At 70.3% G+C, this 15983-nt stretch carries 13 protein-coding genes; 1 reads left to right on the top strand and 12 read right to left on the bottom strand.

The features are described from left to right. Positions 1–140: 140 nt before the first annotated feature. From AMK22_RS08380 to AMK22_RS08425, 10 genes are all read right to left on the bottom strand, one after another. Positions 141–1832 carry a CYTH and CHAD domain-containing protein gene (locus AMK22_RS08380; RefSeq protein ID WP_073782976.1) on the bottom strand — a complete coding sequence of 564 codons (1692 nt, stop codon included), beginning with the start codon at positions 1830–1832 and terminating at the stop codon, positions 141–143. 94 nt (positions 1833–1926) lie between these two features. Next, positions 1927–3117 (bottom strand): rod shape-determining protein RodA, encoded by a 1191-nt coding sequence (gene rodA, locus AMK22_RS08385; protein WP_073782978.1) that lies wholly within the window; start codon positions 3115–3117, stop codon positions 1927–1929. After that, positions 3117–5282: a penicillin-binding protein 2 gene (mrdA, locus tag AMK22_RS08390; protein ID WP_073782980.1), complete on the bottom strand. Its 2166-nt coding sequence runs from the start codon at positions 5280–5282 to the stop codon at positions 3117–3119. Before mrdA ends, rodA begins: the two co-directional genes overlap by 1 nt. A gap of 124 nt (positions 5283–5406) precedes the next feature. Then, positions 5407–6069: a rod shape-determining protein MreD gene (mreD, locus tag AMK22_RS08395; protein WP_073782982.1), complete on the bottom strand. Its 663-nt coding sequence runs from the start codon at positions 6067–6069 to the stop codon at positions 5407–5409. Between the two features lie 11 nt (positions 6070–6080). After that, the gene (mreC, locus tag AMK22_RS08400) at positions 6081–7124 is read right to left on the bottom strand and encodes a rod shape-determining protein MreC (protein WP_073782984.1); all 1044 of its coding nucleotides are present in this window, start codon (positions 7122–7124) and stop codon (positions 6081–6083) included. Positions 7125–7267: 143 nt separating this feature from the next. Then, positions 7268–8287, bottom strand: a complete 1020-nt coding sequence (locus AMK22_RS08405) for a rod shape-determining protein (protein WP_073782986.1) — start codon at positions 8285–8287, stop codon at positions 7268–7270. A gap of 290 nt (positions 8288–8577) precedes the next feature. Beyond that, entirely contained in the window at positions 8578–8991 is a 414-nt protein-coding gene (ndk, locus tag AMK22_RS08410) for a nucleoside-diphosphate kinase (protein WP_073782988.1), read from the bottom strand. 96 nt (positions 8992–9087) lie between these two features. Continuing rightward, positions 9088–9447, bottom strand: coding sequence for a DUF4233 domain-containing protein (locus AMK22_RS08415; protein WP_073782990.1), 360 nt, complete (start codon positions 9445–9447; stop codon positions 9088–9090). 3 nt (positions 9448–9450) lie between these two features. Next, on the bottom strand, positions 9451–10974 hold the full coding sequence (gene folC, locus AMK22_RS08420) for a bifunctional tetrahydrofolate synthase/dihydrofolate synthase (protein WP_073782992.1): 1524 nt from the start codon (positions 10972–10974) through the stop codon (positions 9451–9453). 259 nt (positions 10975–11233) lie between these two features. Then, complete coding sequence (locus tag AMK22_RS08425; protein ID WP_073782994.1) at positions 11234–13855, bottom strand: valine--tRNA ligase; 2622 nt, start codon at positions 13853–13855, stop codon at positions 11234–11236. A 325-nt stretch (positions 13856–14180) separates the two neighbouring features. Here AMK22_RS08425 and AMK22_RS08430 point away from each other — a divergent pair, with 325 nt between their 5' ends. Continuing rightward, positions 14181–15206: a hypothetical protein gene (locus AMK22_RS08430; RefSeq protein ID WP_073782996.1), complete on the top strand. Its 1026-nt coding sequence runs from the start codon at positions 14181–14183 to the stop codon at positions 15204–15206. Between the two features lie 68 nt (positions 15207–15274). On the opposite strand, the gene AMK22_RS08435 is transcribed toward AMK22_RS08430, so the two are convergent. Beyond that, a complete protein-coding gene (locus AMK22_RS08435) occupies positions 15275–15580 on the bottom strand; it encodes a helix-turn-helix domain-containing protein (RefSeq protein ID WP_073782998.1) in 306 nt (101 codons plus the stop codon). Beyond that, the gene (locus AMK22_RS08440; RefSeq protein ID WP_242433881.1) at positions 15577–15981 is read right to left on the bottom strand and encodes a type II toxin-antitoxin system RelE/ParE family toxin; all 405 of its coding nucleotides are present in this window, start codon (positions 15979–15981) and stop codon (positions 15577–15579) included. Before AMK22_RS08440 ends, AMK22_RS08435 begins: the two co-directional genes overlap by 4 nt. Positions 15982–15983: the final 2 nt, after the last annotated feature.

Below are 15983 nucleotides of genomic sequence, written 5' to 3' on the forward strand. Positions count from 1 at the left end.
CGAACTTTCGAGAGCCGGCAAGGGTGACCATCCAGCGTACCCCGGCGCCCGGTCTCCCAGCGCCCTGCGCCGGGCCCCTCGCGGGCCCGCTCCGCCCGCCTCTCCCCCCGTCCGCTCCGGCTCGCCCCGCCCCGCCCCGCTCAGCCTCCCAGGGCCCTGCGCACCTTCGGTCGCGCGGCCCGCTCCCACACCGCCGGAAGCTGCCGCTCCTCCTCGGCGGCCGTCGCCTCCTCCCGCCCGTGGAGCAGCCCCCAGGTGAACCCCTGCTCACCCGCCGCATGCGCCTGGACGGCCAGATTCCGCAGGGCGTCACGGGCCACCACGCTGTCCTGATGGTCCCCGAGAAGGGTCTGCACGGCCTTCACCCGCGAGGCGAACCGCCGGGCCGGCCTGCCCAGCGCCGGACCGGCCGCCTCCGCCGCGTAACGGGCGCGCTTGGCTGCCTTGCGGGCGTCGTGCAGAGCGAGGTTCCGGTCGTGGCCGGGCGGGAGTTCCAGGGCGTGGCCGACGCGGGCCGCGAGGCGCCCGTACTCCTTGAGCACGGCGCGGGGCAGCGCGCGCCCGGGGGCGTGGGACGCGGCGGACCGCAGCGGCGGGTCGGCGAGCAGGGCATCGAGGCGGTTCAGCAGGGTCAGGTACCGATCGCCGTCGAGCACCGCGACGGTACGGCTCCGGGAACCGCCCCGGCCGGCCCCCGACCAGATCTGCAGCCGGGCGCGGACGGGGCCGAGGACCAGGGTGCGGGGCAGGGTGTCCAGGGCCGCGCGCAGCCGGGCGTCGAGGACCTCCTGGTCGCGGTCGATCCCGAGCTCGGCGGCCAGCCATTTCAGCTCGTCGCCGATCGGGTCGGTGACGCCCCGGTCGAGGATCCTGCGGTACGTCCGCAGCGCGCTGCGGAACCTGCGGGTGGCGACCCGCATCCGGTGCACGGAGTCGGGGAGATCGCGGCGCACGGCCGGGTCGAGGGCGACGATTTCCTCGGTCTGGGCGCGGAGGTACGCGAGGACGTGATCGCCGGCGGTGACGGGTCCGGCGTCCTGCCGGGTGCCCGGAGCGGTCCTTTCACGCGCCTCGTCCTTCCGGACGCCCGGAACGGTCTCAACGGCTTCTTGGCGTGCGGTGTCCTCCCGGGAGGACGGCGGGGTCCCCCGGCGTGCGGCCCGCGCGTCCTCGGTCCCCCGCCCGTCTCCCGTCCCCCGCCCGGCTCCCGGGTCCGTCTCGGCGAGTGCACGCGCCGCCTTGGACGGGGCCGCGGACGGGCGGACGCCCGCCTTGCGCAGCCGCTTCTCGACGGCGTCGAGGAGGGTGGGGTCGGTGCCGTCGGCCAGTTCGACCTCGATCTCGGTCCAGACGGCCGTGCCGCCACGGCCTGGCTGCCGTCCGGCCTCGCCGCCGATCAGCCGTTCGGCGCGCACGGTGTCGACGGAGACCTCGGCGAGCGACGACCCGTCGGCGCCGGTCAGGCGGTGGACGTCGCGGGCGGTGCGCAGCCGGACGACGGGGACGAGCGCGCCGTCGCGCACCCGGGAGCGGACCAGTCCGGCCAGGGAGCGCGGCAGGGTGTCGGAGAGCGGTTCGCGCAGCTCGTCGCGGATGCCGGAGGCGACCGGGAACTTGAGGTGCCACCCGGCGTCGTCGCCTCCGGTGCGGCGGCGCAGGGTGATGGAAGCGGCCGCGAGCCGGAGGTCCTCGGTGTCGTAGTAGACGGCGTCCAGTTCACCGACGCCCTGGTGGACGACGGACGAGACTCCGGTCACCCGGCTCAGATCGGGGAGCCGGGTCTCCGCGGTGGCTTCGTATTTGCGCTCGATCTCACGCTTCGAGTCCGCCATAGACCGAATCTAGCGCTCCGGCCGGGAAGGTTCACCGGCTCGGAGCCTGCCGGGTGGTCTCCGACCGGGCGATCGAGGGCCGCCCGACAGGCTCTCAGGCGCTTATCGGCCGCTGCACCCTGATCGACTGGAGCAGCCCGACGGCGACCCAGACGGCGAACATCGAGGATCCCCCGTACGACACGAACGGCAGCGGGAGCCCGGCGACCGGCATGATGCCGAGCGTCATCCCGATGTTCTCGAACGACTGGAAGGCGAACCAGGCGATGATCCCGGCGGCGACGATCGTGCCGTACAGCTCGCTGGTCTCGCGGGCGATCCGGCAGGCGCGCCACAGGACGACGCCGAGCAGCACGAGGATCAGCCCGGCGCCGAGGAAGCCGAGCTCCTCGCCCGCGACGGTGAAGACGAAGTCGGTCTGCTGCTCGGGGACGAACTGGCCGGTGGTCTGGGTGCCCTGGAACAGGCCCGTTCCGGTGAGACCGCCGGAACCGATCGCGATGCGGGCCTGGTTGGTGTTGTAGCCGACGCCCGCGGGGTCGAGCGCCGGGTTGGCGAAGGCCGCGAAGCGGGCGATCTGGTACTCGTCGAGCAGACCGAGCTGCCAGACCGCGACCGCCCCGGCCACACCCGTGCCGAGCAGGCCGAACACCCAGCGGTTGGAGGCACCTGATGCGAGCAGCACCCCGAGCACGATGACGGCCATGACCATCACGGAGCCCAGGTCGGGCATCCCCATCACGACCGCCATCGGCACGGCCGCCAGGCCCAGCGCCTTGGCGACGGTCCGGTGGTCCGGGTGGAGCTGGTCGCCCGCGTCGACGCGCTCGGCGAGCAGCATCGCCATGATCAGGATGATGGTGATCTTGGTGAACTCGGACGGCTGGATGGAGAAGCCGCCGCCGATGATGATCCAGGCGTGCGCGCCGTTGACGGTGGCACCGAGCGGGGTGAGGACCGCCAGCACGAACAGCACCGAGACGCCGTAGAGGATCGGCACGGCGCCGCGCAGGGTGCGGTGGCCGAGCCAGATCGTGCCGACCATCAGGGCGAAGCCGATGCCCGTGTTGAGGGCGTGCCGGAGCAGGAAGTAGTACGGGTCGCCGTGGGTGAGCGAGTCCCGTCCCCGGGTCGCCGACCAGACGAGCAGCGAGCCGATGAACGAGAGCGCGAGCGCGGACCCGAGCAGCGGCCAGTCGAGCCGGCGGACGACGGAGTCACGGGCGACGAGCTTGCCCCAGGCGGAGCGTTCGGGGGTGTAGCGCGAGACGGAGAAGCCGGCCATCAGTCGCGCCTCCCCAGGACGGCCGCGAGGGTCTGCTCCTGCGCGGGCTTCTGCGAGGCCGGGTTGTAGGGCTTGATCTCCGGGGCTTCGATGGAACCGTCCGACTGGATCTTCGGCAGGGACTTCTGCGGCGTGGGCAGCAGAGCCTTCTTCAGGTCCTGCTCGCCGGAGTCGTCGAGGCCGTAGATGGCGTCGTAGATGTTGCGCACGGCGGGCCCGGACGCGCCGGAGCCGGTGCCGCCCTGGGAGATCGTCATGACGATCGAGTAGTCCTTGGTGTACGTGGCGAACCAGGAGGTCGTCTGCTTGCCGTAGACCTCCGCCGTGCCCGTCTTGGCGTGCATCGGGATCTTGTCCTGCGGCCAGCCGCCGAACCGCCAGGCGGCCGACCCCCGGGTCGCGACTCCGGCGAGGGCCTCGTCCATCTCGTTGCGGGTCTTGCGCGAGAAGGGCAGCTTGCCGTGCGACTTGGGCCTGATCTCCTTGACCGTCCTGCCGTCGCCGCTGACGATCGCCTTGCCGACGGTGGGGTCGTAGAGGGTGCCGCCGTTGGAGATCGCGGCGTAGATGGTGGCCATCTGGATCGGGGTGACGAGGGTGTCGCCCTGCCCGATCGAGTAGTTCACCGAGTCACCGGCGCGCATCCTGTCGCCTTCGAGGCAGTTCTCGTACGCGATCTTCTCGACGTACGAGCCGTCCTTCTTGCCCTGCTTGCACCAGGCGTCCTTGTTCGCCTCGTAGAACTTCTGCTTCCACTGGCGGTCGGGCACCCGGCCGCTGACCTCGTTGGGGAGGTCGATGCCGGTCTCCTTGCCGAGGCCGAACTGGTGGGCGGTCCTGTAGAACCAGTCCTTCGCGTTCTTCTTCGGCTTGTTGCCGCCGTCCTTCTGCCACTCCTTGTGCGCGATGCCGTAGTAGACGGTGTCGCAGGAGACCTCCAGGGCACGCCCGATGGTGATGTCGCCGTAGCCCTGGGACTCGAAGTTCTTGAACACCTGCCCGCCGATGCTGTACGAGCTGGGGCAGGGGTAGTGGCCGTCGAAGGGGTATCCGGCGTTGACCGCCGCGGTCGAGGAGACGACCTTGAAGATCGAGCCGGGGGCGGCCTGGCCCTGGATGGCCCGGTTCAGCAGCGGGAAGTTGGACTTGGGGCCGGTGAGCTTGGCGTAGTCCTTGGCGGAGATGCCGCCGACCCAGGAGTTGGGGTCGTAGTTGGGCAGCGAGGCCATCGCCACGACGCGCCCGGTCTTCGCCTCCATGACGACGACGGCGCCGGAGTCGGCCTTGTAGTTCTCACCGGTGTTCTTGTCGAACGACTGGCGGGCCACCTTCATGGCCTCGTTGAGCTCGTACTCGGCGACGGCCTGGACCCGGGCGTCGATGGAGGTGACGACGGAGGAGCCGGGCTGCGCCTCGTCGTTCTTGGCCTCGCCGATGACCCGGCCGAGGTTGTCCACCTCGTAGCGGGTGACCCCGGCCTTTCCGCGCAGTTCCTTGTCGTAGGTGCGCTCCAGGCCGGAGCGGCCGACCTGGTCGGAGCGCAGGTACGGGGAATCGGTGTCCTGGGCCTTGGTGATCTCCTGGTCGGTGACCGGCGAGAGGTAGCCGAGGACCTGTGCGGTGTTGGCCTTGCCGGGCGCGGGGTAGCGGCGCACGGCGGTGGGTTCGGCGGTGATGCCGGGGAAGTCCTCGGCGCGCTCGCGGATCGTGAGGGCCTGCTGTGTGGTGGCCTCGTCGGTGATCGGGATCGGCTGGTAGGGCGACCCGTTCCAGCAGGGCTGGGGCGTCTTCGCGTCGCAGAGCCGCACCTTGTCCATGACCTCGCGGGGCTTCATGTCGAGGACGCCCGCGAGCCGGGTCAGCACGTCCTCGCCGTCGTCCTTCATCTTCATCAGCTCGGTGCGGCTCGCGGAGACGACCAGCCGGGTCTCGTTGTCGGCGAGGGGCACGCCGCGCGCGTCGAGGATGGAGCCGCGGACGGCGGGCTGCACGACCTGCTGGACGTGATTGCTCTTCGCCTCGTCGCTGTACTCCTGGCCGTTGCGGATCTGGAGGTACCAGAGCCGCCCGCCGAGGGTGAACAGCAGCGAGAACACGAGAACCTGGATGACGACGAGACGGATCTGGACCCTGGGGGTCCGGCCGGTCTCGGGGATGTTGCTCACAAGGCGCCCCCGAGGGTGGTCGGGCTGGAGATGCGGTGCGTGCCGCCATGACAAGGCGGGCCGGGGGTACGGGGCGCGCCCGGGACACGGTTCGCGCCCGGGGTGCCCGCCCGGTGGTGCGGCCTCACAGTCGCTTGACTCCCTTGACCCGTCCGGCGCGTGCGGCCCGGTTGCGGGTGGCCCTGACGCGCAGTCCGCCGCGCTGGTCGCCGACCCGCAGCCCGGTGCCCGAGGCCAGCCATCCGGAGGACACGTCACCGCCGCCGGACGCCTCGGCGACCGGGTCGTTCACGGTCCGTCTGGCGATGGCCATGATCAGCGGCACGGTGAACGGGGCGAGCAGCAGGTCGTAGAGGGCGGCGGTGAACAGCAGGCTGCCGAGGCCCACATGGCGGGCCGCCGTGTCCCCGACGAGCGCGCCGACCAGCGCGTACAGCAGGGTCGAGCCGATCGCCGCGCCGACGACCGCGACCATCGGCACGGCGGCCGACCTGAGCTGCCCGCTCTCCGGCTTGACCAGTCCGGCGAGGTAGCCGATGACGCAGAGGACCAGGGCGTAGCGCCCGGCGGCGTGGTCGGCGGGCGGTACCAGGTCGGCGAGGAGGCCCGCGCCGAAGCCGATCAGGGCCCCGCTGGTGTGTCCGTAAACGAAGGCCAGGGCGAGGACGACGAGGAGCAGCAGATCGGGCACGGCGCCGGGGAGCTGGAGGCGGGCGAGCACCGAGACCTGGACGACGAGCGCCACCACGACCAGGACGGTGGAGAGCAGAATCCGGTTCAGACGCATGGGGATCGGCGCTACCTCTGCTCGTCGTCCGCGGCGGTGCGGGCACCCGGGCTGCCGCTCGGGTCGGGGCCGCCGCTCGGATCGGGGCTCTCGTGGATGTTGCCGACGACGTTGCCGTCGGTGTCGACGATGTCGCCGTTGGGCGAGATCGTCACGGTGACGGTCGGCGTGGGCTTCGGCTTGGCGGGCTTGGCCGGGGCCTTCGGCAGGACCATGTCACGGGGGTCCTCGCGCGGGGCCTGGACGACGACGCCGACGATGTCGAGCTTGGTGAACCCGACGTACGGGCGGACGTAGACGGTACGGGTCAGGCCGCCGCCGGACGGGTCGACGCGGACGACCTCGCCGACCGGGACGCCGGGCACGAACGGCTTGCCCTTGCTGGAGCCGAAGGTGACCAGGCGGTCGCCCTTCTTCACCTTGGCCTTGCCGTTGAGGAACTGGACCGACAGCGGCCGGGAGCCCTGGCCGGTGGCGAAGCCCAGTTCGTCGGTCTTCTCCATGCGGGTGCCGACGGTGAAGTCGGGGTCGTTGGCGAGGAGCACCGTGGCGGTCTCCGGGCCGACGGTCGTGACCCGGCCGACGAGCCCGTCGCCGTTGATGACGGTCATGTCGCGTCGGATGCCGTCGCGGGAGCCCGCGTCGATGGTGACCGTCCAGGAGAAGCCCTGGGCGGCTCCTATGGCGATGACCTCGGCGGCCTTGATGCCGTACTGCCCGGTGGCCGACTTCTTGAGCATCTTGTCGAGCTCGCGGACCCGGTTGCGGTTGCGGTCGTCGCTGCCGAGCGCGGTCTTGAGCGCGGCGTTCTGGCGCTCCAACTCGGCGATCCGGTTGTGCCGGGTGCCGGAGTCGCGCACCGCTCCTATGGCGTTGCCCACCGGATCGACGGCGGCCGCGACGCCGTTCTCGACCGGGCCGAAGACGGCGGCGGCGGCCCGCCTGGCGCCGTCCACCGGTGATCCCTCGCCGCCTCGGATGTCCACCGTGATCAATGCGAACGCGATGGCGATCAGCAGCACCAGGAGCAGCTGGCTCTCTCGTGTGTCCCTCACGTGCGGCGGCCGTGCCTTCCTCGTCGGAATGTTCGTGCCTGTATATCAGCGATCCGCCGTACGGAACTCGGGGGTCCGTACGACGGACTGCCGGGTTGTCCACCCGCGTGCGCCCGTCCGCCCGCGGGCTCGTGCCCTGCCGTCTACCGGCGGGGCTGGGCGTCCAGCACCTGCTGGAGCGCCTCGAATTCCTCGACGCACTTGCCGGACCCGAGCGCCACCGAGTCCAGCGGGTCCTCGGCGATGTGGATCGGCATGCCCGTCTCGCGGCGCAGCCGCTCGTCCAGCCCGCGCAGCAGCGCGCCGCCGCCGGTGAGGACGATGCCGCGGTCCATGACGTCGCCGGAGAGCTCCGGCGGGCACTTGTCGAGCGTGGTCTTCACGGCGTCGACGATCGCGTTGACCGGCTCCTCGATGGCCTTGCGGACCTCGGCGGCCGAGATGACCACGGTCTTGGGCAGTCCGGAGACCAGGTCGCGGCCCCGGATCTCGGTGTGCTCGTCCTTCTTCAGGTCCTCCGCCGAACCGATGGTGATCTTGATCTGCTCGGCCGAGCGCTCGCCGAGGAGGAGCGAGTACTCCTTCTTGATGTGCTGGATGATCGCGTTGTCCAGTTCGTCGCCGGCGACCCGGATCGACTGGGCGGTGACGATGCCGCCGAGCGAGATGACCGCGACCTCGGTGGTGCCGCCGCCGATGTCGACGACCATGTTGCCGGTGGCCTCGTGGACCGGCAGCCCGGAGCCGATGGCCGCCGCCATGGGCTCCTCGATGATGTGCACCTGCCGGGCGCCGGCCTGCGTCGACGCCTCGATGACGGCGCGGCGCTCGACGCCGGTGATGCCGGAGGGCACGCAGACCACGACCCGCGGACGGGCCAGGTAGCGGCGCTTGTGGATCTTCAGGATGAAGTAGCGGAGCATCCGCTCGGTGATCTCGAAGTCGGCGATCACGCCGTCCTTCAGCGGGCGCACGGCGACGATGTTGCCCGGAGTGCGCCCGATCATCTTCTTGGCCTCGGAGCCGACTGCCAGGATGCCGCCGGTGTTGGTGTTGATGGCCACGACGGACGGCTCGTTCAGTACGATGCCGCGCCCCCTGACGTACACCAGCGTGTTGGCAGTCCCGAGGTCGATAGCCATGTCACGACCGATGAACGACATTGAGTTCCCCTTGTTCCCCATGAGGATGCGTCGGGCCTCCCAGGAAAGCGATGATGGCTTGTTCTGGTCGGCGAGGTGGGCGCTGTGGGCGTGGAAGATTCCATCGTAGTGCCGTGTGCACGGACACCGCGCGAGGGTCCTTCGCCATTGTGGGCGGAACGGGTGGCCGTTCCACTCATGGTGACGTTACGTCGGAGTGATGCGTTCCCGCGACCCCGACTCGTATGCCGAAGGGCGACCGAATTAATTCGGTCGCCCTGGGTCATGAGCGCTGTTCGGCTGATTCGAGGTCAGAAAAGTCCGGGAAAGAAAAGCTTCAGTTCCCGCTCCGCGGACTCCTCCGAGTCCGACGCGTGTATAAGGTTCTCCCGGACGATCGAGCCGAAGTCGCCGCGGATGGAACCGGGCGCGGCGGCGATCGGGTCGGTGGGTCCGGCCAGTGTACGGACGCCCTCGATGACCCGCTCGCCCTCGGCGACCAGCGCCACGACCGGACCGGACAGCATGAACTCGACGAGCGGCTCGTAGAACGGGCGGCCCACGTGCTCGTCGTAGTGCTGCTCCAGGGTGGCGCGGTCGAGGGTGCGCAGCTCCAGCGCGGTGATCCGCCAGCCGGCCTTGCGCTCGATCCGCCCGACGATCTCGCCGACCAGTCCGCGCCGGACGGCGTCGGGCTTGAGCAGAACGAGGGTGCGCTGGGTCATGGTGTGCGGCTCCTTGCGGGCATGCGAGTGCGGTGAGGCGAGGCTACAGGGCTGTGGGGACGGGTCCGCGACCGGGTTTGGCCAAAGGATGACGGATCAGCCACCGGCGGGAACCTCTGCCGACTCCTCCGCCGCCGCCCAGCGGGCCTTGGTCTCGTCGATCTTCCGGCCGTAGTGGACGGAGGCCCACCACAGACCGCCGAAGACCACGCCGAGAACGAACATCATCGGGACGAAGAAACCACTGGCCACCAGGGCGATCTGGAGGGCCCAGCCGAGCTGTGTGCCACCGGGACGGCCGAGCATCCCGCACAGCAGCACGGAGAGCAGCATGCCGATGCCGCAGACCGTCCAGACCGTGGAGGTCGTGAGGTCGTCCGATTTCATCGCGACGAGGCCGGCGAATCCGATCACGAAGAATTCACCGATCAGCGTCGACGCGCAGAGCATTCGCACGGGTCAGCGCCTTCCCAGAAGCAGTCGGGCCTCGCCGACCGTGATCACGGAACCCGTCACGAGCACGCCCGCGCCCGAGTATTCGGCCTCCTCCTCGGCGAGGGTGATCGCCGCCTCCAACGCGTCGTCGAGACGGGGTTCGACCTGGACGCGTTCGTCGCCGAAGACCTCGACGGCGACGGCGGCCAGGGCGTCGGCGTCCATCGCGCGGGGGGTGGAGTTCTGGGTGACGACGATCTCGGCGAAGATCGGTTCGAAGGCTTCGAGAAGGCCCTTGACGTCCTTGTCCTCGCTGACGCCGACGACCCCGATGAGCCGGGAGAAGCCGAACGACTCGGTGATCCCGTCGGCGGTGGCGCGGGCGCCCGCCGGGTTGTGGGCGGCGTCCAGGACGACGGTCGGGCTGGAGCGGACCACTTCGAGGCGGCCGGGCGAGATCACCGAGGCGAACGCCGCGCGGACCGTGTCGGGGTCGAGCGGGCCGGGTCGCTCGGCGCCGACCCCGAAGAACGCCTCCACGGCGCAGAGCGCCACCACCGCGTTGTGCGCCTGGTGGGCGCCGTACAGCGGGAGGAAGACCTCCTCGTACTCGCCGCCGAGCCCGCGCAGTGTCAGCAACTGGCCGCCGACGGCGACCTCCCGGGAGACCACGCCGAACTCCATGCCCTCGCGGGCGACCGTGGCGTCCACCTCGACGGCCTTCTTCAGCATGACCTGCGCCGCGTCGACCGGCTGCTGCGCGAGGACGACCGTCGCGTCCTGCTTGATGATCCCGGCCTTCTCACCGGCGATCTCGGCGGGCGTGGCGCCCAGCCGGTCGGTGTGGTCCAGCGAGATGGGGGTGATCACGGCGACCGGGGCGTCGATGACGTTCGTCGCGTCCCAACTGCCGCCCATGCCGACCTCGACGACGGCGACGTCGACCGGCGCATCGGCGAACGCCGCGTACGCCATGGCCGTCAGCACCTCGAAGAAGGAGAGCCGGTAGGGCTGCCGGCTGTCGACCAGCTCCACGTACGGCTGGATGTCCCGGTACGTCTCGACGAACCGCTCCGGGTCCATCGGGGCGCCGTCCAGGCTGATCCGCTCGGTGATCGACTGGACGTGCGGCGAGGTGTAGCGGCCGGTGCGCAGGTCGAAGGCGCCGAGCAGGGCCTCGATCATGCGGGCCGTGCTCGTCTTGCCGTTGGTCCCGGTGATGTGGATCGAGGGGTAGGCGCGCTGCGGTTCGCCGAGCACGTCCATCAGCGCGGCGATGCGCGTGACGGAGGGCTCCAGCTTCGTCTCGCCCCAGCGCCCGGCGAGCTCCTGCTCCACCTCGCGCAGCGCCCTGTCCACCTCGGGGTCGGCGGGGCGGGCGGGGACGGCCTGGCCCTGCGGCGGGCCCGAGCGGGTGCGCAGCGTACGGCTCCCGGCCTCGATCACCGCCAGGTCGGGGTCGCGCTGGGTCGCTTCGTCGACGATGTCCGCGAAGGCGTCGTCGGAATCGGAGGCGTCGTGCCGGTCGGAAGGGCGGGGCTCACTCACGGGTCCAGTCTACGGATCGGCGACGGCGACACGCGCGGCGCCCGGCGGCGGGACGGCGACGGCTCCGGTCGCGGGCCCGGTGACGCGCCGGAGCCCCGGCCGTGCGGTCCCGGGCACGGGCCCGGACGCCGGAGCCCCGGCCGTACGACGTCCGACGGCCGCCGACGGGCTCCCGGCGCTCCCCTCGTACGCGGGGAACGGCGAAGCCCCCGCCCGCCCGCGCCTCGGCGGGGGTACGGGGGCTTCGTCGGGACTCCGCTCAGCCCTGCGGCAGGTTCGCCAGCTGGGCGGTGATCCGCTCGATGTCCGCCTCGGCCTTGGCGAGACGGCCGCGGATCTTGTCGACCACGTTGTCCGGGGCCTTGGCGAGGAACGCCTCATTGGCCAGCTTGCCGTTGGCCTGGGTCTTCTCCTTCTCGGCGGCGCCCAGGTCCTTCGTCAGGCGCTTGCGCTCGGCCTCGACGTCGATGGTGCCGGACAGGTCGAGGGCGACGGTGGCCCCGGCGACCGGCAGCGACGCGGTGGCGTGGAAGCCGTCACCGGCGGGCTGGAGGCGCAGCAGCTGGCGGATGGCCGCCTCGTGCGGGGCGAGCACCGTACCGTCGAGGGTGAGTTCGGCCGGGACCTTCTGACCGGGCTGGAGGCCCTGGTCGGAGCGGAACCGGCGGACCTCGGTGACGACCTGCTGGACGAGCGCGATCTCCTGCTCGGCCGCTTCGTCGCGGAAGCCGCGGTCCTTCGGCCAGTCGGCGACGACGACGGACTCCTTGCCGGTGAGCGTGGTCCACAGCGTCTCGGTGACGAACGGCACGACCGGGTGCAGCAGGCGCAGCATCACGTCGAGGACCTCGCCGAGGACCCGGCCGGAGACCTTAGCCTGCTCGCCGCCCGCGAAGAACGTGGTCTTGGACAGCTCGACGTACCAGTCGAAGACCTCGTCCCACGCGAAGTGGTAGAGCGCCTCGCTGAGCTTGGCGAACTGGAAGTCGTCGTAGTACGCGTCGACCTCGGCGACGGTCTTGTCGAGGCGCGACAGGATCCAGCGGTCGGTCACCGACAGCTGCTCGACGGGCGGGAGGTCGCCCTCGACCGTGGCGCCGTTCATCAGCGCGAAGCGCGTGGCGTTCCAGATCTTGTTGGCGAAGTTGCGCGAACCCTGGACCCAGTCCTCGCCGATCGGGACGTCGACACCGGGGTTGGCGCCGCGCGCAAGGGTGAAGCGCAGCGCGTCGGAGCCGTACTTGTCCATCCAGTCCAGCGGGTTGACCGCGTTGCCGAAGGACTTCGACATCTTCTTGCCGAACTCGTCGCGGACCATGCCGTGCAGGACGACGGTGCGGAAGGGCGGGACGCCGTCGTTGACGTACAGGCCGAACATCATCATCCGGGCGACCCAGAAGAAGAGGATGTCGTAGCCGGTGACCAGGACGGAGTTCGGGTAGAACTTCGCGAGGCTGTCGGTCTTCTCCGGCCAGCCGAGCGTGGAGAACGGCCACAGGCCGGAGGAGAACCAGGTGTCCAGGACATCGCTGTCCTGCGTCCAGCCCTCGCCGGTGGGGATCTCGTCGTCGGGGCCGACGCAGACGACCTCGCCGTTCGGGCCGTACCAGACGGGGATGCGGTGGCCCCACCACAACTGCCGTGAGATGCACCAGTCGTGGAGGTTGTCGACCCAGTCGAAGTACCGCTTTTCCATCTCCTGCGGATGGATCGCGACCTTGCCGTCGCGGACCGCGTCGCCGGCGGCCTTGGCGAGCGGGCCGACCTTGACCCACCACTGCATGGACAGGCGGGGCTCGATGGTGGTCTTGCAGCGCGAGCAGTGGCCGACGGAGTGGGCGTACGGCCGCTTCTCGGCGACGATCCGGCCCTCGGCGCGCAGGGCGCCGACGATCGCCGAGCGGGCCTCCAGACGGTCCAGGCCCTGGAAGGGGCCGGGGGTGGTGATGACGGCGTGCTCGTCCATCACGGCGATGGACGGCAGGTCGTGGCGCTGGCCGATCTCGAAGTCGTTCGGGTCGTGGGCCGGGGTGACCTTGACCGCGCCGGTGCCGAACTCGGGGTCGACGTGCTCGTCCGCGACGACCGGGATGGAACGGTCGGTCAGCGGCAGCCTGATGAGCTTGCCGATCAGGTGCTGGTAGCGCTCGTCCTCGGGGTGGACGGCGACGGCCGTGTCACCGAGCATGGTCTCGGCGCGGGTGGTGGCGACGACGATGGCGTCGTCCCCGTCGCCGTACTTCATGGAGACGAGCTCGCCGTCGTCGTCCTGGTACTCGACCTCGATGTCCGAGATCGCCGTCAGACAGCGGGGGCACCAGTTGATGATGCGCTCGGCGCGGTAGATCAGCTCGTCGTCGTAGAGCCGCTTGAAGATGGTCTGGACGGCCTGGGACAGACCCTCGTCCATGGTGAAGCGCTCGCGGGACCAGGCGACGCCGTCACCCAGACGGCGCATCTGGCCGGAGATCTGTCCACCGGACTCGTTCTTCCACTTCCAGACGCGCTCGACGAAGGCCTCGCGGCCGAGGTCGTGGCGGGACTTGCCCTCCTTGCCCAGCTCGCGCTCGACGACGTTCTGGGTGGCGATGCCGGCGTGGTCCATGCCCGGCTGCCACAGGGTCTCGTGGCCCTGCATGCGCTTGCGGCGCGCGAGGGCGTCGATGAGCGTGTGCTCGAAGGCGTGGCCCAGGTGGAGGCTGCCCGTGACGTTCGGCGGCGGAATGACGACCGCGTACGGCGGCTTGTCGCTCTTCGCGTCCGCCTCGAAGTAACCCCGTTCTACCCAGCGCTCGTACAGCTTCCCCTCTACCTCGGCCGGTGCGTACTGGGTCGGCAGTTCGGGGTTGCTGGCTGGCGTCTGCTGAGTGTTCTCGGTCACGGGGGACAGTTTACGGCTGTCACAGTCGTGCGCCGAAACCGGTTTGTTCGGTAACGGTGTACCACCCGATCGCCCATACGGACGCCCTTTCCGTCAGGATGTTCGGAACACATAAGAGGTCGCGCGCATAGGTGGGGCGGAGGAAGGAGCGGGGCGAGGGGCAAGCCCGGCAAGGCGGAGGAGGGAGGTGACGCGGAGCGTCGTCGACCGACGACAACGCCGCCAGGCGCCGCCCATCGGCACGCGACGCCGCCCCGCCTATGTGCGCGACCTCTAAGCAGTCACAACGCCTCCGGTGAGCACTTCCGAACAGGGGACACCGCACATGAGCCACAACCAGCCCGGTCCGTACGGCCAGCAGCCCCCGCAGGGCCAGCCCAACCCCTACGGGGCCCAGCCGCCGCAGGGCCAGCCCGGACCGTACGGCCAGCAGCCGGGTCCGTACGGGCAGCCCCCGCAGGGCCAGCCCGGTTACGGCTACCCGCAGCAGGCCCCGGGCCCGCAGGGCGTCCCCCCACAGCAGCCCCAGCCGGGCTACGGCCACCCGCAGCCCCAGCAGCCCGGCCCCTACGGCCAGCAGCCGCCCACTCCCCCGTACGGCCAGGCCCCGTACGGCGGCCAGATGCCGGTACCGCCGCCCCAGCCGAAGAAGAAGACGGGCCTGATCGTCGGCGGCATCGTGCTGGCGCTCGCGGTCATCGGCGGCGGGGTGTACTTCGCCCTGTCGGGCAGCGGCGGCGCGAGCAACAGCGATGTCGCGGACTCCACCAAGGGGTACAAGATCACCCCGGCGGAGTCGGTGGACGACTACAAGAAGGCCCCGTCCGGGTCGGGACAGACCGAGGGCCCGCTGACCGGCGAGGCCAAGACCAGGGCGGACAGCCTGGGCATCAAGAACCCTCAGGGGGTCGGCACGTCGTACCAGTCCGGTTCCGAGACCGACCTGACGAACATGAAGTCCCTGACCTTCTCGGGCATCTGGGGTGAGGTCACCGACCCCGCGAAGGTCATCAACAGCGCCTTCACCGACGCCGAGTCGCTGTACAAGAAGGACGACAAGGACATGGAGGCCGAGCTCGACGGCAGCCCCAGGGCGGTCACCCCGGAGGGCTTCAAGGGCGCGCTGATGAAGTGCCAGGACATGAAGGTGACCAACAAGAAGGGCGACGGCACCCCTCAGAACGGCCCCAAGGAGTTCACGGTCCCCATCTGCGTCTGGGCCGACTACAGCACGATCGGCACCGTCGTCGGCATCGACCTGAAGCTCGCCATGGCCGGCAAGGGCATGCCCCAGGACTCGCTGGCCGACCTGACCGCCAAGCTCTACAACACGTCCCGCACCAAGCTCTGACCGCACCACGACACCCCGAGGGGCGCCCGGCGGACGGATCCGCCGGGCGCCCCTCGGGTGTGCGGGCCTCAGAGCTTCACGGACACGTTGCCGACCGTGGCCAGTATGGTCAGCTCGCCGCCGATGGCCCGGAGGTAGGCCGCCATCGTCGACGTGTCCAGACGGACGCCGCCCCGCTCGATCTGACTGACGCGCCCTTGGGTCACGCCCATCGCCTTGGCGACCTGGACCTGCGTCATGCCCTGCGCCTTACGGAGAGCGGCAAGCTCGTGGCCCCGTTCGGCATCGACCATCTCCCGCTTGATCTCGTCGATGCGGGCGCGCTTCTCCGGAGTGATGTCGGCCGTCAGATCGGCCATGCCGCCGAGCTTCATGATTCGTCCTCCTCCGTCAGAGCCTCAAGGTAGGAACGGTACTTGGCGTCCGCCTCTTTGACGGCCCTCGGGTACCAGGCCGCCCACCGACGCCCACTGGCCTTGTTGCCCGCCACGAGGAATACCGCTCGGCGCACCGGGTCGAAGACGAACAGCATCCGGATGCTGACCGACCCTCCGCTTCTCGGGCGGAGTTCTCGCATGTTGCGGAACTGACTGTTCTCGATCGCTCCGACCGTCGGGCGGCGGAGCGCGGGCCCCGCTTCCTGTAACCGCTCGAGGGCCGCGATGACGTGATCATGACTGTCCGGATCCTCCTTGGCAAGCCTTTGAACCCATTCGAGGACGTCGGCGAAGAATCGCAGCTCATATGGCCCATCCACACCACGAAATATTAGCACCA

Source organism: Streptomyces sp. CB01580 (assembly GCF_001905795.1).
GTDB lineage: Bacteria > Actinomycetota > Actinomycetes > Streptomycetales > Streptomycetaceae > Streptomyces.

What these genes read in the sequence shown, in the direction of transcription:
- AMK22_RS08380 (WP_073782976.1), bottom strand. Translation starts at nt 1,832, where the DNA reads ATGGCGGACTCGAAGCGTGAGATCGAGCGCAAATACGAAGCCACCGCG.
- rodA (WP_073782978.1), bottom strand. Translation starts at nt 3,117, where the DNA reads ATGGCCGGCTTCTCCGTCTCGCGCTACACCCCCGAACGCTCCGCCTGG.
- mreD (WP_073782982.1), bottom strand. Translation starts at nt 6,069, where the DNA reads ATGCGTCTGAACCGGATTCTGCTCTCCACCGTCCTGGTCGTGGTGGCG.
- AMK22_RS08405 (WP_073782986.1), bottom strand. Translation starts at nt 8,287, where the DNA reads ATGTCGTTCATCGGTCGTGACATGGCTATCGACCTCGGGACTGCCAAC.
- ndk (WP_073782988.1), bottom strand. Translation starts at nt 8,991, where the DNA reads ATGACCCAGCGCACCCTCGTTCTGCTCAAGCCCGACGCCGTCCGGCGC.
- AMK22_RS08430 (WP_073782996.1), top strand. Translation starts at nt 14,181, where the DNA reads ATGAGCCACAACCAGCCCGGTCCGTACGGCCAGCAGCCCCCGCAGGGC.
- AMK22_RS08435 (WP_073782998.1), bottom strand. Translation starts at nt 15,580, where the DNA reads ATGAAGCTCGGCGGCATGGCCGATCTGACGGCCGACATCACTCCGGAG.